Here is a 25,115-nt window from a genome sequence, read left to right as displayed (position 1 = left end):
TTAACGATCCACATCCGACATTACAAAATCAATACTTCCCAGATACACAATCAAGTCAGAAACCAAGCTACCGCGGATAACCGCTGGGATTTGTTGTAAATGAGCAAAGCTAGGCGTACGAATACGTGTACGGTAGCTCATTGTGCTGCCATCACTGGTTAAGTAATAGCTGTTGATCCCTTTAGTGGCTTCAACCATCTGGAATGATTCATTAGCAGGCATAACCGGGCCCCATGAAACCTGTAAGAAATGGTTAATCATCGTTTCGATATGCTGTAATGTGCGCTCTTTAGGTGGAGGCGTTGTCAGTGGATGGTCTGCTTTAAATGGCCCTTCTGGCATATTTTTATAGCACTGTTCCAAGATGCGTAAGCTTTGGCGTAACTCCTCTACTTTTAGCATTACACGATCGTAACAGTCACCATTACTTGCGACAGGGATTTCAAATTCAAAGTTTTCATAACCTGAATATGGACGCCATTTACGTACGTCAAACTCCACTCCTGTTGCACGAAGACCCGCACCTGTAACACCCCACTCTAACGCTTCTTTCGAGTTATAGGAGGCAACACCGATAGTGCGGCCTTTCAAGATGCTATTTTGCAGTGCTGCTTTTACGTAAGAATCTAGACGTTTTGGCATCCAATCTAAAAATTCACGTAATAAGCGTTCCCAACCGCGAGGTAAGTCATGAGCAACACCGCCAATACGGAACCATGCTGGGTGCATACGGAATCCGGTAATCGCTTCAACAATGTTGTAAACTTTCTGACGATCAGTAAAGGCGAAGAACACTGGCGTCATGGCGCCAACGTCTTGGATAAAAGTACTGATATACAATAAGTGACTATTAATACGAAATAGCTCAGATAGCATGACACGAATGACTTTAACGCGTTCAGGCACTTCAATACCGGCAAGTTTTTCCACTGCAAGTACATAAGGCATTTCGTTCACGCATCCGCCAAGGTATTCGATTCGGTCTGTATATGGGATATAGCTGTGCCAAGATTGGCGCTCACCCATTTTTTCAGCACCACGGTGGTGGTAACCCACATCAGGTACACAGTCGACGATTTCCTCGCCATCAAGCTGAAGAATAATACGGAATGCACCGTGAGAGGATGGATGGTTAGGGCCGAGGTTTAAGAACATAAAGTCCTCATTCTCCGTACCGCGCTTCATCCCCCACTCTTCAGGTTTAAATGTCAGCGATTCCATTTCCAGATCCTGCTTCTGCTTTGTCAGCACATAAGGATCGAACTCTGTCGCACGCGCAGGATAATCTTTACGCAGTGGATGACCTTCCCAATCAGGAAGCATCATTATACGGCGTAAATTTGGGTGCCCATTAAAGACAATCCCAAACATATCCCAGACTTCACGCTCATACCAATTCGCGTTAGGAAAGAGAGATGTGATAGTCGGAACATTAAGATCATTTTCACTTAATGCGACTTTCAACATAATATCTTTATTACGATCGATTGATATCAGATGATAGAAAACGGAAAAGTCTGCTGCTGGTAAGCCTTGACGGTGTGTACGAAGACGCTCATCAAAGCCATGCATATCAAACAGCATGACATAAGGTTTTGGTAAAGATTTGAGGTATAGCATTACCTCAATGAGTTGTTCCCGCTTAACCCAAACAACTGGCATGCCAGTACGAGTAGGCTGGAACGTAAACGCATCTGGCCCAAATTTCTGACGCAGTTCATTAACCACCTGATCATCAATATGATCGGTCGTTTCCCACGCTGGCCGAGCGCCTTTTTGCGCTATCTGATCGGTCATTTCTATTCACCACAACGTTGATCAGGGTTACTATGATCGCAACACATTGCTCTGGTTACGTCTTAGGCAAAAGCCTTTAAATTTCGTCAGGAGTACGCAGATTTTTAACTGCGATACGCTCACCGTGTTTTCTTTCTCGTTCTGATTGCATATTGGCACGGTAAACGCCTTGGTCGCCGACAACCCATGATAATGGGCGACGTTCTTTTCCAATGGACTCTTGTAATAACATTAATGCTTGCATATAAGCTTCAGGGCGTGGCGGGCATCCAGGAATATACACATCAACAGGGATAAACTTATCCACACCTTGCACTACAGAATAGATGTCGTACATACCACCAGAGTTAGCACATGCCCCCATAGAGATAACCCATTTAGGCTCCAACATCTGATCGTATAAACGTTGAATAACAGGTGCCATTTTCGTAAAGCAAGTCCCCGCAACCACCATAAAGTCAGCTTGACGAGGGGATGCACGTAATACTTCTGAACCAAAACGTGCTACGTCATGCACAGCCGTAAATGACGTCACCATTTCAACGTAACAACAAGAAAGACCAAAGTTATATGGCCATAAAGAGTTTTTCCGTCCCCAGTTCACAACGTCATGCAACGCATGTTCCAGTTTTCCCATATACACGCTGCGATGAACGTGAGCATCTAATGGGTCACTGACGATTTCCTGTGATTGCAGGGGATAACGGTCATTCTCACCGTTCGGATCGATGCGGGTGAGTGTATAATCCATTTCTAATGCCTCGCTTATTACTGCTGCGGATGTTTGCCGCTGGTTAATCGAACATGGCTTTTACTCGCAGTTTCACGGCGAGAACGGACAGGCGTCCAATCTAATGCGCCTATGCGAACCAAATAGAATAATCCAGCTAATAAAATAGCGATGAAGACTGATGCTTCAATAAAGCCTAACCAGCCGACTTCACGAACGGAAACAGCCCAGGCATAAAGAAACAGTGCTTCAACATCGAAAATAACGAAGAACATGGCAACTAAATAGAATTTAGCCGACATGCGCAGACGAGCGCTGCCAACAGAATCAAGACCTGATTCATAAGGAACATGTTTTGCCCTTGCTTGTGCGCGTCCGCCTAAATAGCGGGCACCCAACAACATGAGCGAACATAACCCCAATGCGCCTATGAGGAAGACAGCAAATGCCCAGTGATGGGCGATAACTTCGGTGGTTGTAGACATACTCATTGCTTACTCATCAAAGGTGGTGTCAATTAACCAACTCTTATCCGGCGGTTTACACCACATTTCTAATTACGAAAAAAAAGGCGAATTAAACAGACTTGCTAATTAAAGAAATAATAACAGTCTATTTATACCTTTCTTCTTTTTTGGAAAACTTTGCGACAAATCACTCAGTTTTCCATCGCGATTTAACAAATTTAACACTCGTTTTTAACATACAATTACTGGCTAATGCTAAAACGTGTCAGTCAACCTACAAATTTTCTGCTAACACGCTTAGTCTAACCGATAATTCGATTTTACTACACCAGTATCTCAGGAAAAACCTGACTCAATACAGGCAAATGTGCCTTATTTTTTTGATCAAACTCACAAAATAGTCGAAAAAATACTTAATCAGTTTAAAATTTATCCAAATTTTAACAAATTAACTTTCCAATATTGTGGAGGAGGTCAAATATCCATTTTGATTTGTGTTTTTATTCTCTTAAAACCTAGACAATCTTTTTATTTGTTAACAAATCCTACAACTGATTAACCAGGGGGGAAGGTAAACATTTTTTTAACACGTGGTTGAGAGGGTTATGGAATGAAATGTCACAAAGATGAATACATAAATCAACATAAATATTAACATAATGTTACTATCCACCAAAATGATAATAAAAAAACGGGAGTAAATGCGTTTAATTGCATCTATTCCCGTTTATCATTATTTATCACTACTCAGTCTTATTTGACTGTTTTTTTAATCTTTAATTTTTGTGTTCTAACACACAATATTTACACAATTATTAATATGATTATTCCAGTTCCGTAGAGTTGATATCTTCAGGAGCAGTGACAGTATAAGGTGTTTTCTTGTTTTCAATTGCATTGAATACAGTTAACACCGCTTCATTTTGTTCATCAAAGTTACGATATAACCAATATTGTGTTTCAGGTAAACGCGGTAAACCTTCGCTTTCACCTAAAATACGTAAATCGGCATTTTGCATTTCAAGTGGACGCGCTGTAATACCCACTTCTGCATTTACAGCAGCACGAACAGCAGATAAAGAGGCTGCTTCATAAGCAATACGCCATTGAATACCCGCATCATCGAGTGTATTCGTTGCTAATTGACGAAACGGATTCGTTTCATCCATGACAACTAAAGGGATAGGTTCATTCATTTGTACTTGGAAATCAGGCGCACAGTGCCATAACACGGGTGCTGTACGTAATGCTGTACGTGGATGATGCCCAATCCGTGCCGTTGTTAATGCTAAATCAATTTCATGATTATCTAACATTGTTTCAATATATTGAGAACGCTTAATACGGACATCAACCGCTAAACGTGGATACACTGATGCGATACGGTTTAATAAAAAAGGTAATAACGTATCAACAGAGTCGTCAGAAGCACCAATACGTAGCTCTCCTTCCGCATCGCTATACGTTAATGACGCAGTTGCATCATCGTTTGCACGTAAAATTTGACGCGCATAACCTAATAATTGAAGGCCATGCTCTGTAAGTAATTTATTACGACCATGACGGGCGAAAAGCTCTCTGCCCACCAATTGCTCTAAACGTTGCATCTGCTGGCTAACAGCAGACTGGGTTCGACATACCGCTGCAGCTGCAGCTGCAAACGTGTTTAAATCTGCTACAGCGACAAACGTTCTAAGCAGATCGAGGTCGAGATTCATTATCGGACGATTTGCATTAATCATTGTTTATTCTTCACTTATTTTTGATTTTTAAATTACATATACCTGGTGTTTTTTATCAAAAGTCTAAAAAAGACTTCAGATTTAGACAGTACTCTACTCTGAAAAAGAGAGCAAAGACATACAGATTACTTTACATTTGTTTCTTATCGTTTACACCTCCTAGATAGAAAGGAATTGCATATTTTTGTAACAAATTAAATTTTATTATCATTTTAAGCATTCACAAGAAAGAACTGTATACCATCATCACAAGTTAGACATGGATCATACTATATTGCTTTCTCATGCATAATTTTTAACATTTTGAAAATAATTTAAATTACCTTAACTATGCACTCCAATTTAAGTATCTTCCCCTATAAATTAAATTTAAGATTTAAATTTAATTTATACTTAAACTGATTGATTGCTATAGAATAAAGTAGATTTAACCATATTATTTGAAAATTTAATATATTAAGTCAGATAATACAAACCCGATAAAATTATTCAATAATTGATTATGCAACATTTCGTCTACCTGCCTACCACATCAACTTATCTCTGATCACCACACTAAAAAGCCCCCTCTCTTCGGAATAATAGTCTGGTTTTAAATTTAAAAGTAAAACATAACACCAACATAAGCGATACAATCAGTTATCAAAATAGTATTCTAAGAATAAACTGACCTTTTACACCAAAAATTACCTAGCATCTTCAAAAGTTTGTAACGTAAGAGTACAGTGATAGAACAGTTATTTGCTGGGACAGCCTTTTTATTCGTATCTTTCTATATGAATAGTCATTGGCGATAAATGTCGTTAAGTCGCCACAGCGGAGATACACGTCAGACCCTATTAGGTAAACGCGCTATGAATCAAATTAAAAAATCAAATAAACTCGAACATGTCTGTTACGACATTAGAGGTCCGGTTTTGCAAGAAGCAAAACGTCTGGAAGAAGAAGGTAACAAAGTTTTAAAACTCAATATTGGTAACCCGGCACCTTTTGGCTTTGAAGCACCTGATGAGATCTTAGTAGATGTTATTCGTAATCTACCAAGTTCACAGGGCTATAGTGATTCGAAAGGGCTGTTCTCTGCGCGTAAAGCTATCATGCAGCATTATCAAGCTCGTGATATGCGTGATGTCACTGTTGAAGACATCTATATTGGTAATGGTGTTTCTGAATTAATCGTACAAGCAATGCAAGCCTTATTAAATAATGGTGATGAAATGCTTGTACCAGCCCCTGATTATCCTTTATGGACGGCTGCTGTTTCTCTCTCTGGGGGAAATGCGGTTCATTATATGTGTGATGAACAACAAGGTTGGTTCCCTGATCTCGATGATATTCGCAGTAAAATTACAAAAAACACCCGTGGTATTGTGATTATCAATCCAAACAATCCAACAGGTGCGGTATATAGTAAAGATATTTTACTGGAAATCGTTGAAATAGCCCGTCAACATAACCTTATTATCTTTGCCGACGAAATCTACGATAAAATTCTCTATGATGATGCAGAGCACCACTCTATTGCAGCGATGGCGCCTGATTTATTAACAGTCACTTTTAATGGTTTATCAAAAACCTATCGGGTTGCTGGTTTTCGTCAAGGTTGGATGGTATTAAACGGCCCTAAAAAGCATGCTAAAAGTTATATTGAAGGCTTAAATATGCTAGCTTCTATGCGTTTATGCGCCAATGTCCCGATGCAACATGCCATTCAAACAGCATTAGGTGGCTATCAAAGTATTAGTGAATTTATTCTGCCAGGTGGCCGTTTATACGAACAACGTAATCGCGCTTGGGAACTCATCAATCAAATACCAGGTGTATCTTGTGTTAAACCAATGGGTGCATTGTATATGTTCCCTAAAATTGACTTACATCGCTACAGTATTAAAGACGATCAGAAAATGATCCTTGATTTATTACTGCAAGAAAAAGTGCTATTAGTGCAAGGTACAGCGTTTAACTGGCCATACCCAGACCATTTCCGTATTGTCACCCTTCCTCGTGAAGATGATTTAGATATGGCAATTCAAAAATTTGGTCGTTTTATTGTGGGTTATCACCAATAAAATTATCTTATATTAGAACAAAACGCAGTATAACAATCCGTTATATTGCGTTTTTTATTTTCTTTTTTTATTGGCGTTTACATCTGATGGCTATCCACTCACAATAATGCCTTCAATCACGCAATTGGGAGATATTATGAGTTACTTTTTTGCCCACCTTTCTCGCTTAAAACTCATTACTCGTTGGCCTTTAATGCGTAATATTCGCCAAGAAAACGTTTCTGAACACAGTTTACAGGTCGCTTTCGTTGCCCATGCCTTAGCCATAATTAAAAATCGGTTGTTTGACGGTAATGTCAATGCAGAACGTATCGCATTACAGGCGATGTATCATGATGCCAGCGAAGTGATCACCGGTGATATGCCAACACCGATTAAGTACCATAATCCACAAATTGCTCATGAATATAAAAAAATAGAAAAATACGCACAGCAAAAATTGATTGAAATGTTACCCGAAGAGTTACAAGACGATTTTCGTCCTCTTATCGATGAGCAACGACATAGTGAGGAAGAAACCTTTATTGTAAAACAAGCCGATAGCTTATGTGCTTATTTAAAATGCCTTGAAGAATTAGCTGCGGGCAATAGCGAATTTAATTTAGCTAAAAATCGCTTAGAAAAAACCTTAGCGGAGAGAAATAGCCCTGAAATGGACTATTTTATGAGCGTTTTTGTGCCAGGCTTTAGTTTATCTCTAGATGAGATTAGTGAGTAATTAAGTAAAACATTTTTATAAAAAGGTGAGTGATAACAATAATCACTCACCTTAAAATTTGAGGCTGTAATTTAATTTTTATTGATTTAATGATATGAATCAATCTTCATTTTTCACTCTGTCTTTATCAGGATTAATATCATTATCACTTATATTTTTTATATTTTCCATTTCCCTTATATTTTCTGCTAAAAGCTTCAATGTATTGGATTCAAAACTTACGATCAAACCTTCTGTTAATTTATTTAGTCTATCGATTTTGCTATTATCTTTACCAATAACTAAATTTCTTATTCCTTTCACACCTCGCATAAACATATTACTTCTATTGATACTTTTTGTTTTTCCCATAGCAAGCTTTATTATATCATTTTTATTTTCATAAAGTTTTAGTGCTTCCATATAATCTAATGCTTGGTCAATTGCCGAATTAACTGTTTCCAATCGCTTTTCTGAGTTCAATGTAGCAGCAAACTCTAGACCTTTATCTTTTATCATTTTCTCAATAATATTTTCAGCTTGTTCTAAATTAACATGAATATTATTATCATTAAGATAATTTTGAGTTATTCCTTGGAAGATATCATGTGTATTTAAATCACTTTTATTTCTAACGATATTTTTATTTTTAAAATCATTAACAAGTTCAAAAAGGTTTTCTATTTTTTTATCAAACTTATTTGACCCCATTGTTTTTAATATATTCTTCGCTCTGTTAGTGATGTTTAATTTATTTTTTCTAGCATCTATATATCCTTGGTATTTCTCATTTAAATAATCCTTTACATACTCAACAGAATCATTCTTATTATTATTTTCTAATATAGAAAATATTATTGCCTCATCAGCATATTTTAATTCTAATGAAATAGAAAAATCACTCATTGCTTTTGATGATTTATTATGAAACTCAGGTGCTAATGAGGTGAAATTATTATATTTTGATAATATTTCATTCCCCACACTTTCTTTATTATTATTAATCAAACTATTCGCAATCAATCCTTTAAAAACAGTATGACGTGTAGAAATAGCCTGTTTTATCTGTTTTAAATCATCGCTAACACTTTGAGTCATATTTTTATTGTGCTCATTAGAAAAAACACTGTTTTTATTATTCACTCTTGTTGTTGATTTACCCTGAATATTTTTTTCTATTATTAACTCTTTTATTTTACCACTTAATACTTTATTACTTTCTTCTGAGGTACGATTATTTCCATTAGCTTTAAAGTCTATACTACTGTTTAATATGGTACTTATACGCCTATCACTTTGACTATGTTTATCATTTGAAATCGAAATGCTTTTTTGGGCAGTTACTAGCTTTATGTCCATTATATATCTCTCTTATTAAATTATATTCAACTCAATAATATGACTATACTTTTTTTTCTAAGAAAGATTTTAAAAAAACACACATCCATCAGCATTACATATGCAACACATAAAAAATCATCAGTCAATAAATAAAAAACGTCGTTTATTAATTAATAAACGACGTTTCAGCAAAGTAAAAATATTGATATTTAGAATGGAAATAATAGTGGGATAAGAAATACACTTATTGCCATCACAATAATCGTAAATGGCACGCCTATTTTCATAAAATCAGCAAACTTATAACCACCGGGCTCAAGAATAAGCGTATTTACTGGTGATGAAACTGGTGTCATAAATGCAGCAGAGGCAGCAACACCAATCACCATGGCAAAAGGGAGTGGTGAAACATTCATTTGATTTGCCGCTGCAATAGCAATTGGCGCCATTAATACCGCGGTTGCCGTATTCGAAATAAACAACCCGATTGACGCGCAAAGTATAAATAAACATACCAGCATCACTTGTGGACCCGCACTACCCGCAACATCCATTAAACCGTTTACAATAAGCTCAATACCACCTGTTTTTTGTAATGCAGCAGCAAAAGGCATCATACCTACAATCAAAATAATGCTTGGCCAATGGATGGAACGATAAGCACTCTCCATATCAATGCACCGGAATTTACCCATTAATAAACAAGCAATAAGTGCCGCAATAAAATTAGGCACTTCATTTGTCACCATTAATGCCACCATTAATGCTAACGAAAATAATGCATGAGGTGCTTGAGATGAAGCTGGAGCAACCGTTTCAATTTCTGCGGCTAAATTTAATACGATAAAATTACGCGGTTTAGTTGATAAAATTCGAATAAGTTTCCAATCACCAATCACCAATAACACATCACCAAGGCGTAATGGTTCATCGACAATTTTACCCGGCAACGCATTACCTTCTCGACGAATAGCAACAACATTTAATCCATAGCGAGTACGAAATTTAATTTCTCTTAATGATTTTCCTAATAACTCTGAATCAGGGTTCATTGATACTTCAGCCAGTCCTACATCACGGGATTGCTCAGAAAAATATTCTCCACGCAATACCATGGGCTCTAACATCTGCTCACGACAAAACTCGCGTAAATCGACATCACTAGCTGACATATCGACTAACAAAACATCGCGCTCTCTTAATTCAGTCCCCCCTGTTGCGCTGACCATCACGCGCCGAAACCGCCTCCAGCGTTCGATGCCAACAACGTTTGCACCATAACGAGAACGTAGGTGTAACTCATCAAGTGAATGCCCTATAAGTGGAGAGCCTTTACGAATCGCTAAACGACGAGCACGTCCTGCTAATTGATAATCACGAATAAGATCACGGAATGTACGACGATAAGCCTCTTTATGTTTGCCATTATCATTATTTCCTAACCAACGGCGTACTACCAGCATATATAAAATGCCCGCTAATAATACGGCGATACCAATAGGCGTAATGGAGAAAAATTGAAAGCTGGGTAAACCTTCTCTGACTAATTCACTGTTAACAACCATATTAGGTGGCGTTGCCACTAAGGTCATCAATCCACTGATAAGCCCCGCAAAACCTAGAGGCATCATTAAACGACCTGGTGATGTTTTCATGCGAGCAGCAACACTCAGTACAACAGGAATAAAGATGGCAACAACGCCTGTCGAACTCATAAATGCACCTAAACTTGCAACACATATCATTAATAGCACCAGCATTTTAACTTCACTGCTACCCGCAACACGAACTAACCAATCCCCCATTTGATAAGCGACACCGGTTCTTACTAGCCCTTCGCCAATAACAAAAAGAGCTGCAATCAGTAATACGTTAGGATCGCTAAACCCTACCGTGGCTTCATTTAAAGTAAGTGTACCGCTAAGAACGAATGCGATGATGACAAGTAAAGCGACCACATCCATGCGGATTTTGTTGGTCGTAAAAAGGACAATAGCTATCAATAGCAGGCTTAAAACCCATAATAATTCGCTATTCAAAATGGCCTCGATCAGCAATAAGTGAAAACAGGTTAAGACATCAATTCACTACATTGATAAGTAGACCATTTTTACATCAATAAATCTTCTAGTATGATCAAAGAAAAGACTCTCTTTTGTGCGTTATTATCACTTTTTCAGCTTGCTTCTCGATTTGAATATCATTCAAAGAATCAATAATTAAATGAATCTCATTACGACGAGGGAGGGAGAGAGGGGCATGAACAGCAACCACTTGACATCCAGCATCTAAACCCGAGTAAATACCTGCGGCTGCATCCTCAAAAACCACACATTCTTGTGGCAATAAACCTAATTTTTTTGCGCCTAGAAGATAAGGTTCAGGATCAGGCTTGCCTTTACTAATACATTCAGCTGTAACCCAATATTTGGGTTCAGGAATACCTGTAACAGATTGACGCGTTGATGCGATTGGTACGGTACCTGAAGTCACTATTGCCCAAGGAATATCTAATTCATTAAGGTGGTTAATTAGCTCAATGGCCCCCGGAAGAGGTGCTAAGCCCTCTGTTTGGGTTGATTCTAACTTTTCTAACCAACGAAAAGTTTCTGTTACCTCTTGCTCAGTAGCATTAGGCATAAAATGGCGAATCGACTCAATGGCAGGCTTTCCATGGATATAGTCATTAATTTCTTGTGTTGATACGCCAACGCGCTCACCAAATAGCGCCCAACAATATTCAACGACAGGTAATGAATCAACTAATGTTCCATCTAAATCAAACAGAAAACCTTTACATGTGATCGCCATAATTTATGCCTACCTTAGAATGATGCGTTACTTATTATTACGCATTAAGAATTTGTTGGATTTCAACGGCGCTAAGGTGATATTGACGAGGGCAGGCTAACCAAACAGCCAGCATTCTTTGGTATTTTTCCCACATCGGTGTTTGTGAGTTGAAACCATGACTGCCACTATCAAAATGTGTATAGCGCCCTTCTGTATTCACCATAAAACGCACATAACTAAGATAGCGGGATTCTGTCGCCGCATCAAAGCCGATAAATGCGACTCGACGTGCATCAGGCATTTCTTGTTCTTTTAAATTATCACGAGAAACTTGCAGTGCATGGTACATTTCCATGACGTTAATAATGGTACGGCAAGTCTCCTCAGACATTTCATCAAAATCACGGTCTAGTTCACGTAATTGTAATCCGTAACCGCGTTCAATGATTGTCTGATAACGACGATAACGTTCAGCGTTATCAGGATCCATCATCATCATCATTTTATATTGATTAGAGAGGATCAAGCGTTGTGCATGTGTCATTTCCATCATTAATTCTCCAAAGAAATCATTGAGGAGAGCATGACATTAATCAAAAGTATTGAGTAGTGTTAACGACGCGTTTTTTGATCTCAACGGGGTAATTCTAAGGACAATAATGACAAATGACGAAGGTAGAACAAATGTTCTACACATCATCAAGAAAAGAGCGATCAAGTTGCTTAAAAGCACGTTTTAATAAATGTGCTAGAGAAAGGTAAGTCGGTGTTTGTTCTACCGGTGCTAAAGCAATGCCCGCTTCTTCAAATTTAGCGCGAATTTCATAAAACCAGCGTAATAATGCCGCAGGAAGTGGCGTTGATGCACGCTTGCCCAACCACCATAATCCTTGCATTGGTAAGCTACAAGCAAAGAGCGCTGTGGTAATTGCGGGACCTAAATTTCCGCCCAATGCAATCTGCCATGTCATGGTAAAAATGGCGATGGGTGGCATATAGCGAATGCCAAATCGTGTTGCCTTGACAATACGGTTTTCAGGGAAAACAGGCGCTAACTGCTTTTCAACCGGCCAGGTTTTTAAATACTCATTACCCAAACGAAGCTTCTTAAAAAAGCCGGGAGGAGTCACTGTCGGTTCGCTCATAATGACCTCAATCAATTTCTTCTGTAACTTTTAAAAAATATCTATAAAGAATAAAAATCTTTTAGTAGAATTAAGTATATTTTGTCTTTGTTGCCTTTACTCTGTATCCTGTGCCCATTCTAAAGGTTTGTGGCAATAAAGCGCTATATTTTGTTTGCCGGCGTGATTTTCAACCCTTTTCGCCGATTTTAACGCGAAAAGTTAATGGGTGAATAAAAATCGTCCAATTAATGATTGGCAACTATAATTAGCATCAAGTTTTTTACTTTAAGCATGATGCGCGTCATTAATGTCATCATAGTAATGCGATAGGCTTTTATGATTGACGTTTTATTAACCACCGTCTTTATAATATAAAAGACACTACGACAACAAGATAAATAGGTAATTCCATGTCAAGTAAGCTGGTGCTGGTACTGAACTGCGGTAGTTCTTCTCTTAAATTTGCAATTATCAACCCAGAAAATGGTGAAGAATTCCTTTCAGGTTTGGCTGAATGCTTCAACCTTCCTGAAGCCCGCCTGAAGTGGAAAATGGATGGCCAAAAACATGAAGCTGCGTTAGGCGCAGGTGCTGCTCATAGCGAAGCATTAAACTTTATCGTAAATACTATTCTGGCTGAAAAACCAGAACTGTCTGCTCAAATTGCTTCAATTGGTCACCGTATTGTTCACGGTGGTGAGAAGTTCACTAAATCTGTCGTGATCACTGACGAAGTTATCAAAGGTATTGAAGCTGCTATCCCATTTGCTCCATTACATAACCCAGCTCACCTTATTGGTATTGAAGAAGCGCGTAAAGCATTCCCTCATTTAATTGAGAAAATGGTTGCGGTATTTGACACTGCATTCCACCAAACAATGCCAGAAGAAGCTTATCTGTATGCACTACCATACAGCTTATATAAAGATCACAGCATCCGTCGTTACGGTGCTCACGGAACTAGCCATTTCTTTGTTTCCCGTGAAGCCGCTAAAATGTTAAACAAACCTGTTGATGAACTGAATGTAATCACTTGCCACTTAGGCAATGGTGGTTCTGTTTCTGCTATCGTTAACGGTAAATGTGTTGATACTTCTATGGGTTTGACTCCATTAGAAGGTTTAGTGATGGGTACACGTAGTGGTGATATCGACCCTGCTATCGTGTTCCATTTACATGACACGTTAGGTATGAGCGTTGAAGATATCAATAAACTACTAACTAAAGAATCTGGTCTATTAGGTTTAACAGAAGTCACTAGTGACTGCCGTTATGTTGAAGATAACTACGACACTAAAGCTGATGCTAAACGTGCAATGGACGTTTACTGCCATCGTTTAGCGAAATACATCGGTTCTTACTGCGCACTGATGGAAGGTCGTTTAGATGCTATTATCTTTACTGGTGGTATCGGTGAAAACGCAGCAATGGTACGTGAATTATCACTGAAAAAACTAGCTCTGTTAGGCTTTGAAGTCGATCATCAACGTAACTTAGATGCACGTTTCGGTAAATCAGGCACTATCACTACCGATAACAGCCGTCTCGCTGTTGTTATCCCAACTAATGAAGAATTAGTTATCGCTCAGGATGCAAGTCGCCTGACCGCTTAAGTTCTTTGATGTACTGCCAGTGTCATGCTGGCAGTACTGTTTTACATAACGAGCAACCGATATTTAAAGAGGTTTCCGTGTCCCGTACAATTATGCTAGTCCCAACTGATACACGCGTGGGTTTAACCAGCGTCAGCTTGGGTGTTATCCGTTCTATGGAACAAAAAGGCGTTCGCCTTAGCGTGTTCAAACCTATTGCACAACCTCGCGTAAAAGGTGCATTAGATCAGACAACTGCGATTATCCGCTCTCACTCCACTATTCAATCATCAGAACCTTTAAACATGGATTATGTTGAGTCTCTGCTCAGCTCAAACCAAAAAGATGTTCTGATGGAAGAAATTGTTGCTAGATACCATGAAAATACCGCTGATGCTGAAGTTATTCTCATCGAAGGTCTAGTGCCGATGCGTAAGCACCCTTTTGCACAATCATTAAACTATGAAATTGCAAAAACATTAGGTGCTGAAATTGTTTTCGTTACTGCATTAGGTAACAACACGGTTGAACAGCTAAAAGAGCGTATCGAATTTGCACGTGCTGAATTCGGTGGTGTAAAAAACCAAAATATCACCGGTGTTATTGTTAACAAACTAAATGCACCTGTTGATGATCAAGGCCGTACTCGCCCTGACTTATCTGAAATCTTTGATGATTCAAGTAAAGCGATTATCTCAAATGTCGATTTAAAAACCATTGAAAAAAATAGCCCACTGCCTTTACTGGGTTGCATTCCATGGAACTTCGATTTAATCGCTACCCGTGCAACAGATATGGCAAAACACTTAAATGCGACTGTCGTCAATAAAGGCGATATTGAAACCCGTCGTATTAAATCGGTTACTTTCTGTGCACGTAGTATCCCACACATGTTAGAGCATTTCCGCCCAGGTTCACTTTTAGTCACCTCTGCGGATCGTCCTGATGTATTAGTTTCAGCGTGCCTTGCTGCAATGAATGGCGTTGAAATTGGTGCTATCCTACTAACGGGTGGTTACCAAATCGATGCTCCTATCAAACAACTTTGTGAACGTGCATTCGAAACTGGCTTACCAATCTTTATGGTTAATGCGAACACTTGGCAGACCTCTTTAAATCTGCAAAGCTTTAGCTTAGAAGTACCTGCTGATGACCATGAGCGTATTGAAAAAATTCAGAACTACGTTGCTCAACATATCAATACACAATGGATTGATTCACTGACCGCTAACTCTGAACGTCCTAACCGTTTATCACCACCAGCGTTCCGTTATCAATTAACAGAATTAGCGCGTAAAGCGAAAAAGCGTATCGTTTTACCAGAAGGTGATGAACCTCGTACAGTTAAAGCAGCAGCAATTTGTGCTGATCGTGGTATCGCAACTTGCGTACTGTTAGGCGATCCTGAAGAAATTCGTCGTGTAGCAACTGCACAAGGTGTTGAATTAGGCACAGGTATTGAGTTAGTCAATCCTAAAGAAGTGCGTGAAATCTATGTACCTCGCTTAGTTGAACTACGCAAAAATAAAGGTATGACAGAAGTTGTTGCTCGTGAACAACTAGAAGATAACGTTGTTCTCGGCACATTAATGCTAGAAAAAGGCGAAGTAGACGGCCTAGTTTCTGGTGCTGTTCATACAACTGCTAACACTATTCGCCCACCATTACAGTTAATCAAAACTGCACCAGGTAGCTCATTAGTGTCTTCTGTGTTCTTTATGCTGTTACCAGAACAAGTTTATGTTTATGGTGACTGTGCAATTAACCCAGATCCAACAGCAGAACAGCTGGCTGAAATCGCAATCCAATCTGCAGACTCTGCAATTGCATTCGGTATCGACCCACGCGTTGCGATGATCTCTTATTCTACTGGTAACTCTGGTGCAGGTAGCGATGTAGAGAAAGTTCGTGAAGCAACACGTTTAGCACAAGAAAAACGCCCTGATCTGATGATTGATGGTCCTTTACAATACGACGCAGCTGTTATGGCTGATGTTGCTAAATCTAAAGCACCAAACTCACCCGTTGCAGGTAAAGCGACTGTGTTTATCTTCCCTGATCTGAACACCGGTAATACCACTTATAAAGCGGTACAACGTTCAGCTGACTTGGTTTCAATCGGACCAATGTTACAAGGTATGCGTAAACCAGTGAATGACCTTTCTCGTGGTGCATTAGTAGACGATATCGTCTACACCGTTGCGTTGACAGCTATTCAAGCAAGCCAACAAGAAAACGCATAATTATTGAAGTTCGCTTTAAATAAAAAAACGCCAGATGATTGATTTCATCTGGCGTTTTTTTATTCTACAGATTTCTTATTTGACTAAAATCCGAGGCAGTCTCAAAACCAGACAACTTGTTTCTGTCTCCTTTATAAAGGAGAGTCAAGAGAAATGACTAAGCTTGCCCTATTAGGGCTGATTACTGTATGTATTACAGTTTTGTGTTTTGCTTTACTGAAACATGAAAGATTATGTTCTTTTAATATCAGTAGTAGCGACACCGTAGTTCAAGCTATTTTATCTTGCGATAAATAGTTTTGTGGGGGAAATTCCCCCACAATTTCTCTCAAAAGTTGTTGATATTGGTGATCACAAGCACCCTACTTTAATCCACTAGCACACGCTGATTGGTCGCACCCCACAAAATCGACATCTCTGTAAATAATGCACCACTAATATCTTCAACCTCTTCAGCAGTGATCTCTGCATTACCTTGCTTACCAAAGAACACGACTTCATCCCCTGATTTGATATTTTTAAGATCGGTAATATCAACAATCACTGTATTCATTGATGTTTTACCTAAAACAGGAACACGTTGACCACCAATTAAAGCATGTCCTGCATTACTAAAGACTCGACGATAACCATCTGCATAACCGACAGGAATATTAGCTAACACTGAGTCACGTTTTAGTGTGTAAGTGCGATCATAACCAACAGTATTGCCTTTAGGATAATAATTGATTGAGGCAATATTGGATTTAAAAGTCATAACACGTTTGTAATCTGTACTTGCGATGGTATCACCATAAAAAATCCCGCCTACACGCACCATATCTAGCCATGATTCAGGGACGGTAATTGTGGCAAAAGTATTTGCCATATGCAGAGTAACGTCTTTATGATTTAGCCCAGTAACATCCAATACCTTTTGTGATTGCTGTTTAAAACGAGCGAGATCTTCTCTTACTTTATCCGCATCTTCTTCAGGATAATGAGACATAATGCCAACCACTTTAAGGTTAGCTAATTGAGTAATTTGCTTCGCCTCTTCGAGCCCCACATTGTTATTAACTTCTAATCCATTACGAGACATTCCACCTGAGTTTAAGGCAAGATGAATAGGGATCACTTTATTTTGTTGTTTAGCAATGGCATCTAATTTCTTAGCCATATCTAAGTTACCAATCAATTCTTCCACGTTATAGCTTGTCGCCTGAGCCATTTCTTGCTCAGTGGCATTACGTACACGCATTAAACGACCTTGAAATCCTAGATCACGAACTTCTTTTAGCTCCTGGTTATTCGTTACACCAATACATTGCACATTATTTTCAATCATAACAGGTGCAACTAATGATAAATCATGTCCATATGCATCGCCTTTTAAAACAGCACAAAGCGAGGATTTATCACCTAAAAGTGATTGGACTTTTTTCACATTAAAATCGAGCGCACTACGTGAGATTTCAATCCATGAGTTATTCACAATTGCAGGTTGAACCTGAGCTGTTTGAGTCGTTGGTGGATTGTGATTAACCGGTTGTTGGCAAGCAGTGATAACAAAAAGTGGTAACAACGCAAGATATCGAATACCAAAAGACATCTTCTTTTTCCTTAGTGATTATGATGTTAAACCTATTTTTATAATTAATTAGGTACGAAAATATACACATCGTGAATATTCACTCAGGATAATAGCATTATTATTCATAAAATAAACATATTAATTCAAAATGATATATGTATCAGATCAATGACGAAGATGAATAGAAAAGGGAAAGAAAATTATAGGTGTGATCCCAGTAGGAAACGCCAGTCTATCCCCGTGCATACTGGAAACACTTTAATCATAATATATTGAATATATAGAGACATTTAAGTACATTATTTCTAACCAAAAAAATGCCCGACTGATTAGAAAGTCGGGCATCTATTAATATTCAATAAACAAATATTATCAACGAACAATAATACCTAATAGAATACCGATAACACCGAAGTCTGCATCACTAAATGTGGTGTTAGCAATACCGATATCTCCAAGTACTGGTAATAGGAATACAGGCAAGAAAGTAATTAATAAACCTTGAACGAATGCCCCAAAAATCGCACCACGACGTCCACCGGTTGCATTACCAAATACCCCTGCTGTTGCACCCACGAAGAAGTGAGGAACCACACCAGGAATTATTACTGTCCAATCTAAAGCATACAGAATGAACATGCCAATAACACCCGCAGCAAAACTACTTAAAAAGCCAACTAATACCGCATTGGGTGCATAAGGAAATACAACTGGGCAGTCTAAAGCAGGTTTGGCATTAGGCACTAACTTATCTGAAATACCTTTAAAGGCAGGAACAATCTCAGCAATAACCATACGCACACCTTGCAGGATAATATAAACACCAGCGGCAAAAGTAATGGATTGCATTAATGAAAACATAAACCAGTTTTTACCACCACTGACTTCACGAACAAAGGTATCGCCCGCAAATAAACAGGTAATGATAAAGATAATGCCCATAGTGAAAGCTATAGCAACGGGTGTATCACGTAAAAAGAGTAAACTTTTAGGCACATTCATCTCTTCAGTTGAATGCTCTTTATTACCAAATTTACTGCCGATAAAGCCCGCAACGACATAAGAAATCGTTGAGAAATGCCCTAATGCCACATCATCAGAACCGGTAATTTTTTTCATATAAGGATGTGCAATGGCTGGAAAAAATACCATTGAAACCCCAACAACTAATGAACCTACCGCTACTAATACAGCACCTTCTAAGCCTGCTGTTGCCAGAATAACTGCCACCATCATTGACATAAACAATGTATGATGACCCGTTAAGAAAATAAATTTCCACGGCGTTAAGCGAGCAATTAAGATATTAATCAACATGGCAAAGAACATAATCAGAGCCATCTCTTTACCAAAGCTTTTTTGTGCAATAGAGACAATTGCCTCGTTATTAGGCACAACACCTTGAATGCCAAATGCATGTTGGAAAATCGTTGAGAAATCACCCAGTGAGTTAATAACAAGACCTGCACCAGCACCTAAAATCACAAAACCCATAATGGTTTTTACCGTGCCTTTAATACATTCTGTTACAGGTTTTTTCTGGGCGATTAAACCAATCAATGCGATCAAACCCACTAAAATAGCAGGCTCTGAAAGCACATCACTCATTAGAAAGCGGAAAAAGTCCATGATAGGCTCCTTATAACGCGCCTAATTCACGTAATGCGACAGAAAGTTTTTCTTTCATCGCGACTTTATCAATCATATTATCCAATGAAACCACTTTTCCATTTACGGCTTGTGAATTCAGTTGTTCTGCAATATCACGAGTCCCGACATAGATATCACTTGGCGTACCTTTTGCCGAACCCAAATCAACGTGATCCACGTCTGCATTGACAGCGAGATCTTTTAAAATACTTTTGATACTCATTTCCATCATTAAGCTACTGCCTAAACCATTTCCACACACAACTGTAATTTTCATGGTATTCCCCTTGGTAATGTTAAATTGTCATTAATAGTTGTTGATAACGGCGAATACATCCGCTTTGCTTTTCGCATTAAATAGCATTTGAATATCTTTATCGTTATCAAAAAGTTCAGCTAATTTCATAATGGCATTAATATGGCTATCGTTATCTGTTGCGGCCAAAACAATCAGTAATTTCACGGGATCATTTTCATCGGCTCCAAACTCCACACCTTGCTCAACAATCGTTAATGCAAGAGAAAGTTGATTAACACCATCTTCAGGACGAGCATGAGGCATCGCAATACCTGGGCCTAAGACATAATATGGCCCTATTTTTTCATGTGACTTATAAATCGCATCGATGTAACGAGGTTCAATGCACCCTTTATCAATTAATGGCTGACATGCCACTTTGACTGCATCTTTCCAATCGCTAACGCTTGGAACCACTTGCACCACATCGGGCGTTAATAACGTTTTAAGCATCTTTGTAACCTCAATAAGACTCTCTTTGAGCTTCGTTATTAAGGATAGTAATCATTAATGGTAGCGCTATCTAGATAGATCATTCGTAATTGTGATAGCGCTATCATTTTAATGAAATGTTAATTGCAGAAAATGCCAACAATTGACACTGTATTGTTTCAGCATAATAGGAAGATTTCAGGTAGGATCTGCGGTTAATAAAATAGGCTAAGCAAGCATAATCACACATGATCAAAACACGTAAGCGCCGAAATACAGGTCGCGTCACATTACAAGATGTCGCTAAACACGCAGGAGTTGGTTCAATGACCGTCTCGCGTGCATTACGAACGCCTGAATTGGTTTCTGATAAATTAAGAGAGAAGGTTAATCAAGCTATAGAGGAACTTGGCTATATTCCTAATGCCTCAGCCGGTGCTTTAGCTTCGGCTCAAAGCCATATTATTGCAGTACTATTGCCGTCTTTCACAGATAAAGCCAGTGCCGATTTTATGCAATCTTTACAGCAAATATTAAATCGTCATCATTATCAAATTTTAGTCGGTTGTTATGAACATCAACCGCATAAAGCCAGCGATGTAATCAATATGCTATTACAAAGTAACCCCGCGGCATTGGTTGTCTTTGGTTCACAACTCAGCCCTACTCACTTTTTACATATTAGTAATGCCAATGTGCCGGTAGTTAGTGTCGCGAGTCAATCTGATGAACAAGCTGCCATTAGTATTGATTGTTCTTATGAACAAGCAACATACGATTTAACAAAGTATTTAGTCACTCAGGGCAAACGTTGTATAGGCTATATTGGCGCTTTACAAGGCCAGCGTTTACATCACCAGCAAATTACAGGTTGGTCTCGAGCCTTACTCAAACATTATTTAAATGCAGAGCAGAGCGTTACAACGCCCGATCCCGCTTCGATGGCTTATGGTAGACAAGCTTTAACCGAGATTTTATTGCGCCAACCTGAATTAGATGCTGTTATTTGTAGTCATGAGAGTATTGCATTAGGAATGATTTTTGAGTGCCAAAGACGATTAATTAAAATTCCACAAGATCTGGCAATTGCTTGTTTGGAAGGATCTGATAATAGTGATCAGATATCCCCTTCTCTTACTTCAATTCGTTTTGATTATCACAAAATAGGTAAAGAGGCGGGAAAACAGCTTATCGCCCTTTTACAACGCTTAAAAGACGAAGATGATAACGCTATATTCGAAGATACCGTTATCAACTATGCTTATCGCTTTGAAATAGGGCAAAGTACCCCTTAGTCGGCAGTTTCTCGGGATTCTAAACGTGTACTGTTATTACGCGTTAACCAAAGAGAAAGTGCTTTTAATGAATCTGGTGTAAATTCATCACAGCGCTCTGTAATTTCAGAGGGAGTTAACCAACACACTTCCTCAATTTCTTCTGCTTGCAGAGCAAAAGGCCCATGAGAAACACAACTAAATAGGCTTCCCCAGACACGGCAACTTTTATCATCATAATAAAATTGACCATGTTCAGCGAAAGGAACGCCCGCAATACCTAATTCTTCTTCTGCTTCACGACGCGCACTTTCTAGTAAATTTTCACCTTGTTGGACAACCCCCCCAGCAGTGGCATCTAACCAACCAGGATAAAAATCTTTTGTTTCTGTTCTACGTTGCGCCAAAATTTTACCCATTCCATCATGAACAACAATATACGTTGCTCTATGTCGTAGGTTTTCAGCTCGCATTTGTTGACGTGTTGCTTGTGCAACCACTTCATTTTTATCATCAACAATATCAACCCACTCAACCAATGCCGTCTTTTCTTGTTCCATCCTCAACAAACCTTTTTTAACCGATACTAAACGATCGTAATTTTTATCCTGAATATACCAAAATCACTATTTTTCACCACTACAATAATCATACGTGACTTGTTTTATGCATCTTGCACTTTTTTGCTTTTTATGATGTTAGAAGGCAGACTGTGGATATACTAAGTATTTCGTGCCTACTTTACTTTGGAGCTTTCAATGATTGATTTATATTATGCAGATACCCCAAATGGCCATAAAATAACGCTTTTCCTTGAAGAAGTGGGTCTACCTTATCAGGTACATCACATTGATATTAGTAAAGGCGATCAATTTAAACCGGAGTTTTTAGCTATCTCACCCAATAATAAAATTCCCGCTATTGTTGATAAATCACCTGCTGATGGCGGTGAGCCAATCTCTATTTTTGAATCAGGTGCTATTCTTATCTATCTCGCTGAAAAAAGTGGCAAATTACTGAGCACAAACATGAGAGAAAAAACAACACAACTGCAATGGCTGTTTTGGCAAGTGGGGGGTTTTGGCCCAATGTTAGGACAAAATCATCATTTTACTCGTTATGCGACCGAAAAAGTTCCATACGCAATTAAACGTTATACTGAAGAAACACAGCGTTTATATGACGTATTAGAAAAAAGGTTAACACAATCACCTTACCTTGGTGGAAAAGAGTACAGCATCGCGGATATCGCCACATATACATGGGTTCGTCGGCACGAACATCATAACATTGATTTGGCAAATTACCCTGCGGTAGAAAAATGGCAAAACAACATTACCCAACGCCCAGCTGCGAAAAAACTCTTTGGTGAATAAACGCAATTCATATATCAGGATGATATTTATTCTTTATTAGGCAAGATGATCAGGAGGATGGTGATGAAAATACTTATTACAGGTGGTACAGGATTAATTGGCAAAGCATTAGTGTGCGAACTTGCACTATCTAATAATGATATTACGGTGCTTTCTCGTTCACCTCAAAAAGTCTATTCGCATTTTTGTAATGAAATCGCCTGTTGGACCCAACTCAGTGATAAACAAAATCTGAATGAGTTTGATGCCGTTATTAATCTTGCTGGAGAGCCTATTGCTGATAACCGTTGGACTCCCTCTCAAAAACAGAAACTCGTGGATAGTCGTTGTGATTTAACCCAAAAGTTGGTTGAATTAATTAAAGCTAGCGATTCTCCCCCTACTGTGTTTATTTCTGGCTCTGCGGTGGGATTTTATGGTGATCAAGGTGATAATCGTGTCACTGAAGAAACACCGGCAAACCCTGAATTTACCCATGAACTTTGTGCCAAATGGGAACGTATCGCACTTGAAGCACAAACCCCTTTAACTCGCGTTTGCTTATTGCGTACTGGTATTGTGCTTTCAACACTCGGTGGCGCACTCCCTAAAATGAGCAAACCCTTTAAGCTCGGATTAGGCGGTAAACTAGGAAATGGGAAACAGTATATGCCGTGGATCCATATTGATGATATGGTCAATGCGATTATTTTCTTGCTTAAGACTCAAGATGCTAAAGGTGCTTTTAACTTAACAGCGCCTAACCCTATACAAAATAAAGAATTTACTCGCCTATTAGGTAAAGCTTTTAATCGCCCAGCCTTAATGACCGTTCCTGAAAGTGTATTACGTCTAGTGATGGGAGAAAGTGCAACATTAGTGTTAGGCGGGCAACAAGCCATCCCTGAAAAATTACTTAATGCTGGTTTTGAATTTCGTCACCCACATTTGGAAGAGACATTAAAAGATATTATAACCACAGGAAAATAATCTCTTTTAATTCGGTATAAATATTCTACCGAATAAATACTCTAAATAATTCAAGCTGTAGCTAGGCGACAAGTGAATGAGTCTCTAAGCGCATACTATATATGTGGCTAGTACGAATGAACGCAGTCAACAATGCTACAACTTAAAGGATAGCGTGTAAATACTCTAAATAATTCAAGGTGTAGCTAGGCGACAAGTAAATGAGTCGCTAGGAGCATACAATAGTATGTGACTAGTGCGAATGAACGCAGTCAACAACGCTACAACTTGAAGTATGACGAGTATACTTAGCGAGCAGGTTTATCGCCTTCCCACCTTTGAAATAAATCATCAGGCAAATCAATCTCAAACTGATCGAGTACACGATTAACCGTTTGATTAACAATATCATCAATGGTTTTAGGCTGAAAATAGAAAGCTGGGACAGGTGGCATAATTACTACACCTAATTCAGACGCTTGTGTCATCAAGCGCAAATGGCCTAAATGCAGAGGCGTTTCGCGCACACATAACACTAATTTTCGCCCTTCTTTCAGCACAACATCTGCAGCACGAGTGACTAAAGTATCGGTATAACTATGAACAATGCCTGATAAACTTTTAATTGAGCAAGGTAAAATTACCATCCCATTAACACGAAATGATCCTGAAGAAATTGACGCACCAATATCACGATCGTCATAAATCACATCTGCTAACGCATGGATATCTTTTAGCGAATAATCCGTTTCTAATGAAATCGTACGGCGCGCAGCTTGGCTAATCACTAAATGGGTTTCAACTGACGGCACAGATTTCAGAATTTCTAATAAGCGTATACCGTAAATTGCACCACTGGCACCAGTTAGCCCAACTATCAGCTTTTTCATTATAATCCTCAGAATATATATCAACATAAATCATTATGATGATAAACCCTCAAAAAACAAGCGCCGATGCAGAACA

At 38.7% G+C, this 25,115-nt stretch carries 23 protein-coding genes; 8 read left to right on the top strand and 15 right to left on the bottom strand.

The genetic code is table 11. From position 1 onward, the window contains the following. The 4 genes from nuoC to hexA form a co-directional block, all read right to left on the bottom strand. On the bottom strand, positions 1-1,797 hold the full coding sequence (gene nuoC / locus GWJ05_RS11825) for an NADH-quinone oxidoreductase subunit C/D (RefSeq protein ID WP_036935570.1): 1,797 nt from the start codon (positions 1,795-1,797) through the stop codon (positions 1-3). 76 nt (positions 1,798-1,873) lie between these two features. Continuing rightward, positions 1,874-2,548 carry a NuoB/complex I 20 kDa subunit family protein gene (locus GWJ05_RS11820; RefSeq protein ID WP_004243697.1) on the bottom strand — a complete coding sequence of 225 codons (675 nt, stop codon included), beginning with the start codon at positions 2,546-2,548 and terminating at the stop codon, positions 1,874-1,876. A gap of 17 nt (positions 2,549-2,565) precedes the next feature. Next, the gene (locus tag GWJ05_RS11815) at positions 2,566-3,018 is read right to left on the bottom strand and encodes an NADH-quinone oxidoreductase subunit A (RefSeq protein ID WP_036912633.1); all 453 of its coding nucleotides are present in this window, start codon (positions 3,016-3,018) and stop codon (positions 2,566-2,568) included. 800 nt (positions 3,019-3,818) lie between these two features. Next, complete coding sequence (hexA, locus tag GWJ05_RS11810) at positions 3,819-4,736, bottom strand: transcriptional regulator HexA (RefSeq protein ID WP_036935567.1); 918 nt, start codon at positions 4,734-4,736, stop codon at positions 3,819-3,821. Between the two features lie 854 nt (positions 4,737-5,590). Here hexA and GWJ05_RS11805 point away from each other — a divergent pair. Both GWJ05_RS11805 and yfbR read left to right on the top strand, forming a co-directional pair. Then, positions 5,591-6,805 carry a pyridoxal phosphate-dependent aminotransferase gene (locus tag GWJ05_RS11805; protein ID WP_036938933.1) on the top strand — a complete coding sequence of 405 codons (1,215 nt, stop codon included), beginning with the start codon at positions 5,591-5,593 and terminating at the stop codon, positions 6,803-6,805. 136 nt (positions 6,806-6,941) lie between these two features. Further along, positions 6,942-7,523: a 5'-deoxynucleotidase gene (yfbR, locus tag GWJ05_RS11800; protein ID WP_036935565.1), complete on the top strand. Its 582-nt coding sequence runs from the start codon at positions 6,942-6,944 to the stop codon at positions 7,521-7,523. A 99-nt stretch (positions 7,524-7,622) separates the two neighbouring features. On the opposite strand, the gene GWJ05_RS11795 is transcribed toward yfbR, so the two are convergent. From GWJ05_RS11795 to yfbV, 5 genes are all read right to left on the bottom strand, one after another. Beyond that, on the bottom strand, positions 7,623-8,861 hold the full coding sequence (locus tag GWJ05_RS11795) for a hypothetical protein (RefSeq protein ID WP_036935563.1): 1,239 nt from the start codon (positions 8,859-8,861) through the stop codon (positions 7,623-7,625). 191 nt (positions 8,862-9,052) lie between these two features. After that, on the bottom strand, positions 9,053-10,882 hold the full coding sequence (locus GWJ05_RS11790; protein ID WP_036935561.1) for an SLC13 family permease: 1,830 nt from the start codon (positions 10,880-10,882) through the stop codon (positions 9,053-9,055). A 97-nt stretch (positions 10,883-10,979) separates the two neighbouring features. Further along, positions 10,980-11,654 carry a sugar phosphatase gene (locus GWJ05_RS11785; RefSeq protein WP_036935559.1) on the bottom strand — a complete coding sequence of 225 codons (675 nt, stop codon included), beginning with the start codon at positions 11,652-11,654 and terminating at the stop codon, positions 10,980-10,982. Positions 11,655-11,691: 37 nt separating this feature from the next. After that, positions 11,692-12,186, bottom strand: a complete 495-nt coding sequence (locus tag GWJ05_RS11780) for a YfbU family protein (RefSeq protein WP_087802569.1) — start codon at positions 12,184-12,186, stop codon at positions 11,692-11,694. A 139-nt stretch (positions 12,187-12,325) separates the two neighbouring features. Beyond that, positions 12,326-12,781, bottom strand: coding sequence for a terminus macrodomain insulation protein YfbV (gene yfbV, locus GWJ05_RS11775; RefSeq protein ID WP_036935557.1), 456 nt, complete (start codon positions 12,779-12,781; stop codon positions 12,326-12,328). A gap of 392 nt (positions 12,782-13,173) precedes the next feature. Here yfbV and ackA point away from each other — a divergent pair, with 392 nt between their 5' ends. From ackA to GWJ05_RS11760, 3 genes are all read left to right on the top strand, one after another. Then, positions 13,174-14,376: an acetate kinase gene (gene ackA, locus GWJ05_RS11770; protein ID WP_036935555.1), complete on the top strand. Its 1,203-nt coding sequence runs from the start codon at positions 13,174-13,176 to the stop codon at positions 14,374-14,376. Between the two features lie 77 nt (positions 14,377-14,453). After that, the gene (pta, locus tag GWJ05_RS11765; protein WP_036935553.1) at positions 14,454-16,598 is read left to right on the top strand and encodes a phosphate acetyltransferase; all 2,145 of its coding nucleotides are present in this window, start codon (positions 14,454-14,456) and stop codon (positions 16,596-16,598) included. A 153-nt stretch (positions 16,599-16,751) separates the two neighbouring features. Further along, on the top strand, positions 16,752-16,895 hold the full coding sequence (locus GWJ05_RS11760) for a Hok/Gef family protein (protein ID WP_072024199.1): 144 nt from the start codon (positions 16,752-16,754) through the stop codon (positions 16,893-16,895). Between the two features lie 70 nt (positions 16,896-16,965). Here the strand turns inward: GWJ05_RS11760 and alr are convergent, their stop codons facing one another. From alr to GWJ05_RS11740, 4 genes are all read right to left on the bottom strand, one after another. Further along, positions 16,966-18,189, bottom strand: a complete 1,224-nt coding sequence (alr, locus tag GWJ05_RS11755; protein WP_087802114.1) for an alanine racemase — start codon at positions 18,187-18,189, stop codon at positions 16,966-16,968. 354 nt (positions 18,190-18,543) lie between these two features. After that, positions 18,544-19,800, bottom strand: a complete 1,257-nt coding sequence (locus GWJ05_RS11750; RefSeq protein WP_036935549.1) for a PTS ascorbate transporter subunit IIC — start codon at positions 19,798-19,800, stop codon at positions 18,544-18,546. Positions 19,801-19,810: 10 nt separating this feature from the next. Further along, positions 19,811-20,098 carry a PTS sugar transporter subunit IIB gene (locus GWJ05_RS11745; protein WP_036935547.1) on the bottom strand — a complete coding sequence of 96 codons (288 nt, stop codon included), beginning with the start codon at positions 20,096-20,098 and terminating at the stop codon, positions 19,811-19,813. 30 nt (positions 20,099-20,128) lie between these two features. Continuing rightward, positions 20,129-20,572 carry a PTS sugar transporter subunit IIA gene (locus GWJ05_RS11740; protein WP_036935545.1) on the bottom strand — a complete coding sequence of 148 codons (444 nt, stop codon included), beginning with the start codon at positions 20,570-20,572 and terminating at the stop codon, positions 20,129-20,131. A gap of 227 nt (positions 20,573-20,799) precedes the next feature. Between GWJ05_RS11740 and GWJ05_RS11735 the strand changes: the two genes are divergently transcribed. Next, positions 20,800-21,846 carry a LacI family DNA-binding transcriptional regulator gene (locus GWJ05_RS11735; RefSeq protein ID WP_161681420.1) on the top strand — a complete coding sequence of 349 codons (1,047 nt, stop codon included), beginning with the start codon at positions 20,800-20,802 and terminating at the stop codon, positions 21,844-21,846. Here the strand turns inward: GWJ05_RS11735 and yfcD are convergent. After that, a complete protein-coding gene (gene yfcD / locus GWJ05_RS11730; protein WP_036935541.1) occupies positions 21,843-22,385 on the bottom strand; it encodes an NUDIX hydrolase YfcD in 543 nt (180 codons plus the stop codon). The genes GWJ05_RS11735 and yfcD overlap by 4 nt on opposite strands. 198 nt (positions 22,386-22,583) lie before the next feature. Here yfcD and GWJ05_RS11725 point away from each other — a divergent pair, with 198 nt between their 5' ends. Next, positions 22,584-23,201, top strand: a complete 618-nt coding sequence (locus GWJ05_RS11725; RefSeq protein WP_036935539.1) for a glutathione binding-like protein — start codon at positions 22,584-22,586, stop codon at positions 23,199-23,201. A 63-nt stretch (positions 23,202-23,264) separates the two neighbouring features. After that, positions 23,265-24,170: a TIGR01777 family oxidoreductase gene (locus GWJ05_RS11720; protein WP_161681419.1), complete on the top strand. Its 906-nt coding sequence runs from the start codon at positions 23,265-23,267 to the stop codon at positions 24,168-24,170. Between the two features lie 287 nt (positions 24,171-24,457). On the opposite strand, the gene GWJ05_RS11715 is transcribed toward GWJ05_RS11720, so the two are convergent. After that, a complete protein-coding gene (locus tag GWJ05_RS11715) occupies positions 24,458-25,039 on the bottom strand; it encodes a UbiX family flavin prenyltransferase (protein ID WP_036935535.1) in 582 nt (193 codons plus the stop codon). Between the last annotated feature and the right edge of the window lie 76 nt (positions 25,040-25,115).

The organism is Proteus sp. G2626 (assembly GCF_009915985.1).
Taxonomy (GTDB): Bacteria; Pseudomonadota; Gammaproteobacteria; order Enterobacterales; family Enterobacteriaceae; genus Proteus; species Proteus vulgaris.
Note: the sequence above shows the minus strand (reverse complement) of the source record. Positions and strands in the feature narration are given on the sequence as shown.

Bases quoted from the DNA above. Each gene is read 5' to 3' on its own strand.
- nuoC (WP_036935570.1), bottom strand. From the start codon at position 1,797: ATGACCGATCAGATAGCGCAAAAAGGCGCTCGGCCAGCGTGGGAAACG.
- GWJ05_RS11820 (WP_004243697.1), bottom strand. From the start codon at position 2,548: ATGGATTATACACTCACCCGCATCGATCCGAACGGTGAGAATGACCGT.
- GWJ05_RS11815 (WP_036912633.1), bottom strand. From the start codon at position 3,018: ATGAGTATGTCTACAACCACCGAAGTTATCGCCCATCACTGGGCATTT.
- hexA (WP_036935567.1), bottom strand. From the start codon at position 4,736: ATGATTAATGCAAATCGTCCGATAATGAATCTCGACCTCGATCTGCTT.
- GWJ05_RS11805 (WP_036938933.1), top strand. From the start codon at position 5,591: ATGAATCAAATTAAAAAATCAAATAAACTCGAACATGTCTGTTACGAC.
- yfbR (WP_036935565.1), top strand. From the start codon at position 6,942: ATGAGTTACTTTTTTGCCCACCTTTCTCGCTTAAAACTCATTACTCGT.
- GWJ05_RS11795 (WP_036935563.1), bottom strand. From the start codon at position 8,861: ATGGACATAAAGCTAGTAACTGCCCAAAAAAGCATTTCGATTTCAAAT.
- GWJ05_RS11785 (WP_036935559.1), bottom strand. From the start codon at position 11,654: ATGGCGATCACATGTAAAGGTTTTCTGTTTGATTTAGATGGAACATTA.
- GWJ05_RS11780 (WP_087802569.1), bottom strand. From the start codon at position 12,186: ATGGAAATGACACATGCACAACGCTTGATCCTCTCTAATCAATATAAA.
- yfbV (WP_036935557.1), bottom strand. From the start codon at position 12,781: ATGAGCGAACCGACAGTGACTCCTCCCGGCTTTTTTAAGAAGCTTCGT.
- ackA (WP_036935555.1), top strand. From the start codon at position 13,174: ATGTCAAGTAAGCTGGTGCTGGTACTGAACTGCGGTAGTTCTTCTCTT.
- GWJ05_RS11760 (WP_072024199.1), top strand. From the start codon at position 16,752: ATGACTAAGCTTGCCCTATTAGGGCTGATTACTGTATGTATTACAGTT.
- alr (WP_087802114.1), bottom strand. From the start codon at position 18,189: ATGTCTTTTGGTATTCGATATCTTGCGTTGTTACCACTTTTTGTTATC.
- GWJ05_RS11750 (WP_036935549.1), bottom strand. From the start codon at position 19,800: ATGGACTTTTTCCGCTTTCTAATGAGTGATGTGCTTTCAGAGCCTGCT.
- GWJ05_RS11745 (WP_036935547.1), bottom strand. From the start codon at position 20,098: ATGAAAATTACAGTTGTGTGTGGAAATGGTTTAGGCAGTAGCTTAATG.
- GWJ05_RS11740 (WP_036935545.1), bottom strand. From the start codon at position 20,572: ATGCTTAAAACGTTATTAACGCCCGATGTGGTGCAAGTGGTTCCAAGC.
- GWJ05_RS11735 (WP_161681420.1), top strand. From the start codon at position 20,800: ATGATCAAAACACGTAAGCGCCGAAATACAGGTCGCGTCACATTACAA.
- yfcD (WP_036935541.1), bottom strand. From the start codon at position 22,385: ATGGAACAAGAAAAGACGGCATTGGTTGAGTGGGTTGATATTGTTGAT.
- GWJ05_RS11725 (WP_036935539.1), top strand. From the start codon at position 22,584: ATGATTGATTTATATTATGCAGATACCCCAAATGGCCATAAAATAACG.
- GWJ05_RS11720 (WP_161681419.1), top strand. From the start codon at position 23,265: ATGAAAATACTTATTACAGGTGGTACAGGATTAATTGGCAAAGCATTA.
- GWJ05_RS11715 (WP_036935535.1), bottom strand. From the start codon at position 25,039: ATGAAAAAGCTGATAGTTGGGCTAACTGGTGCCAGTGGTGCAATTTAC.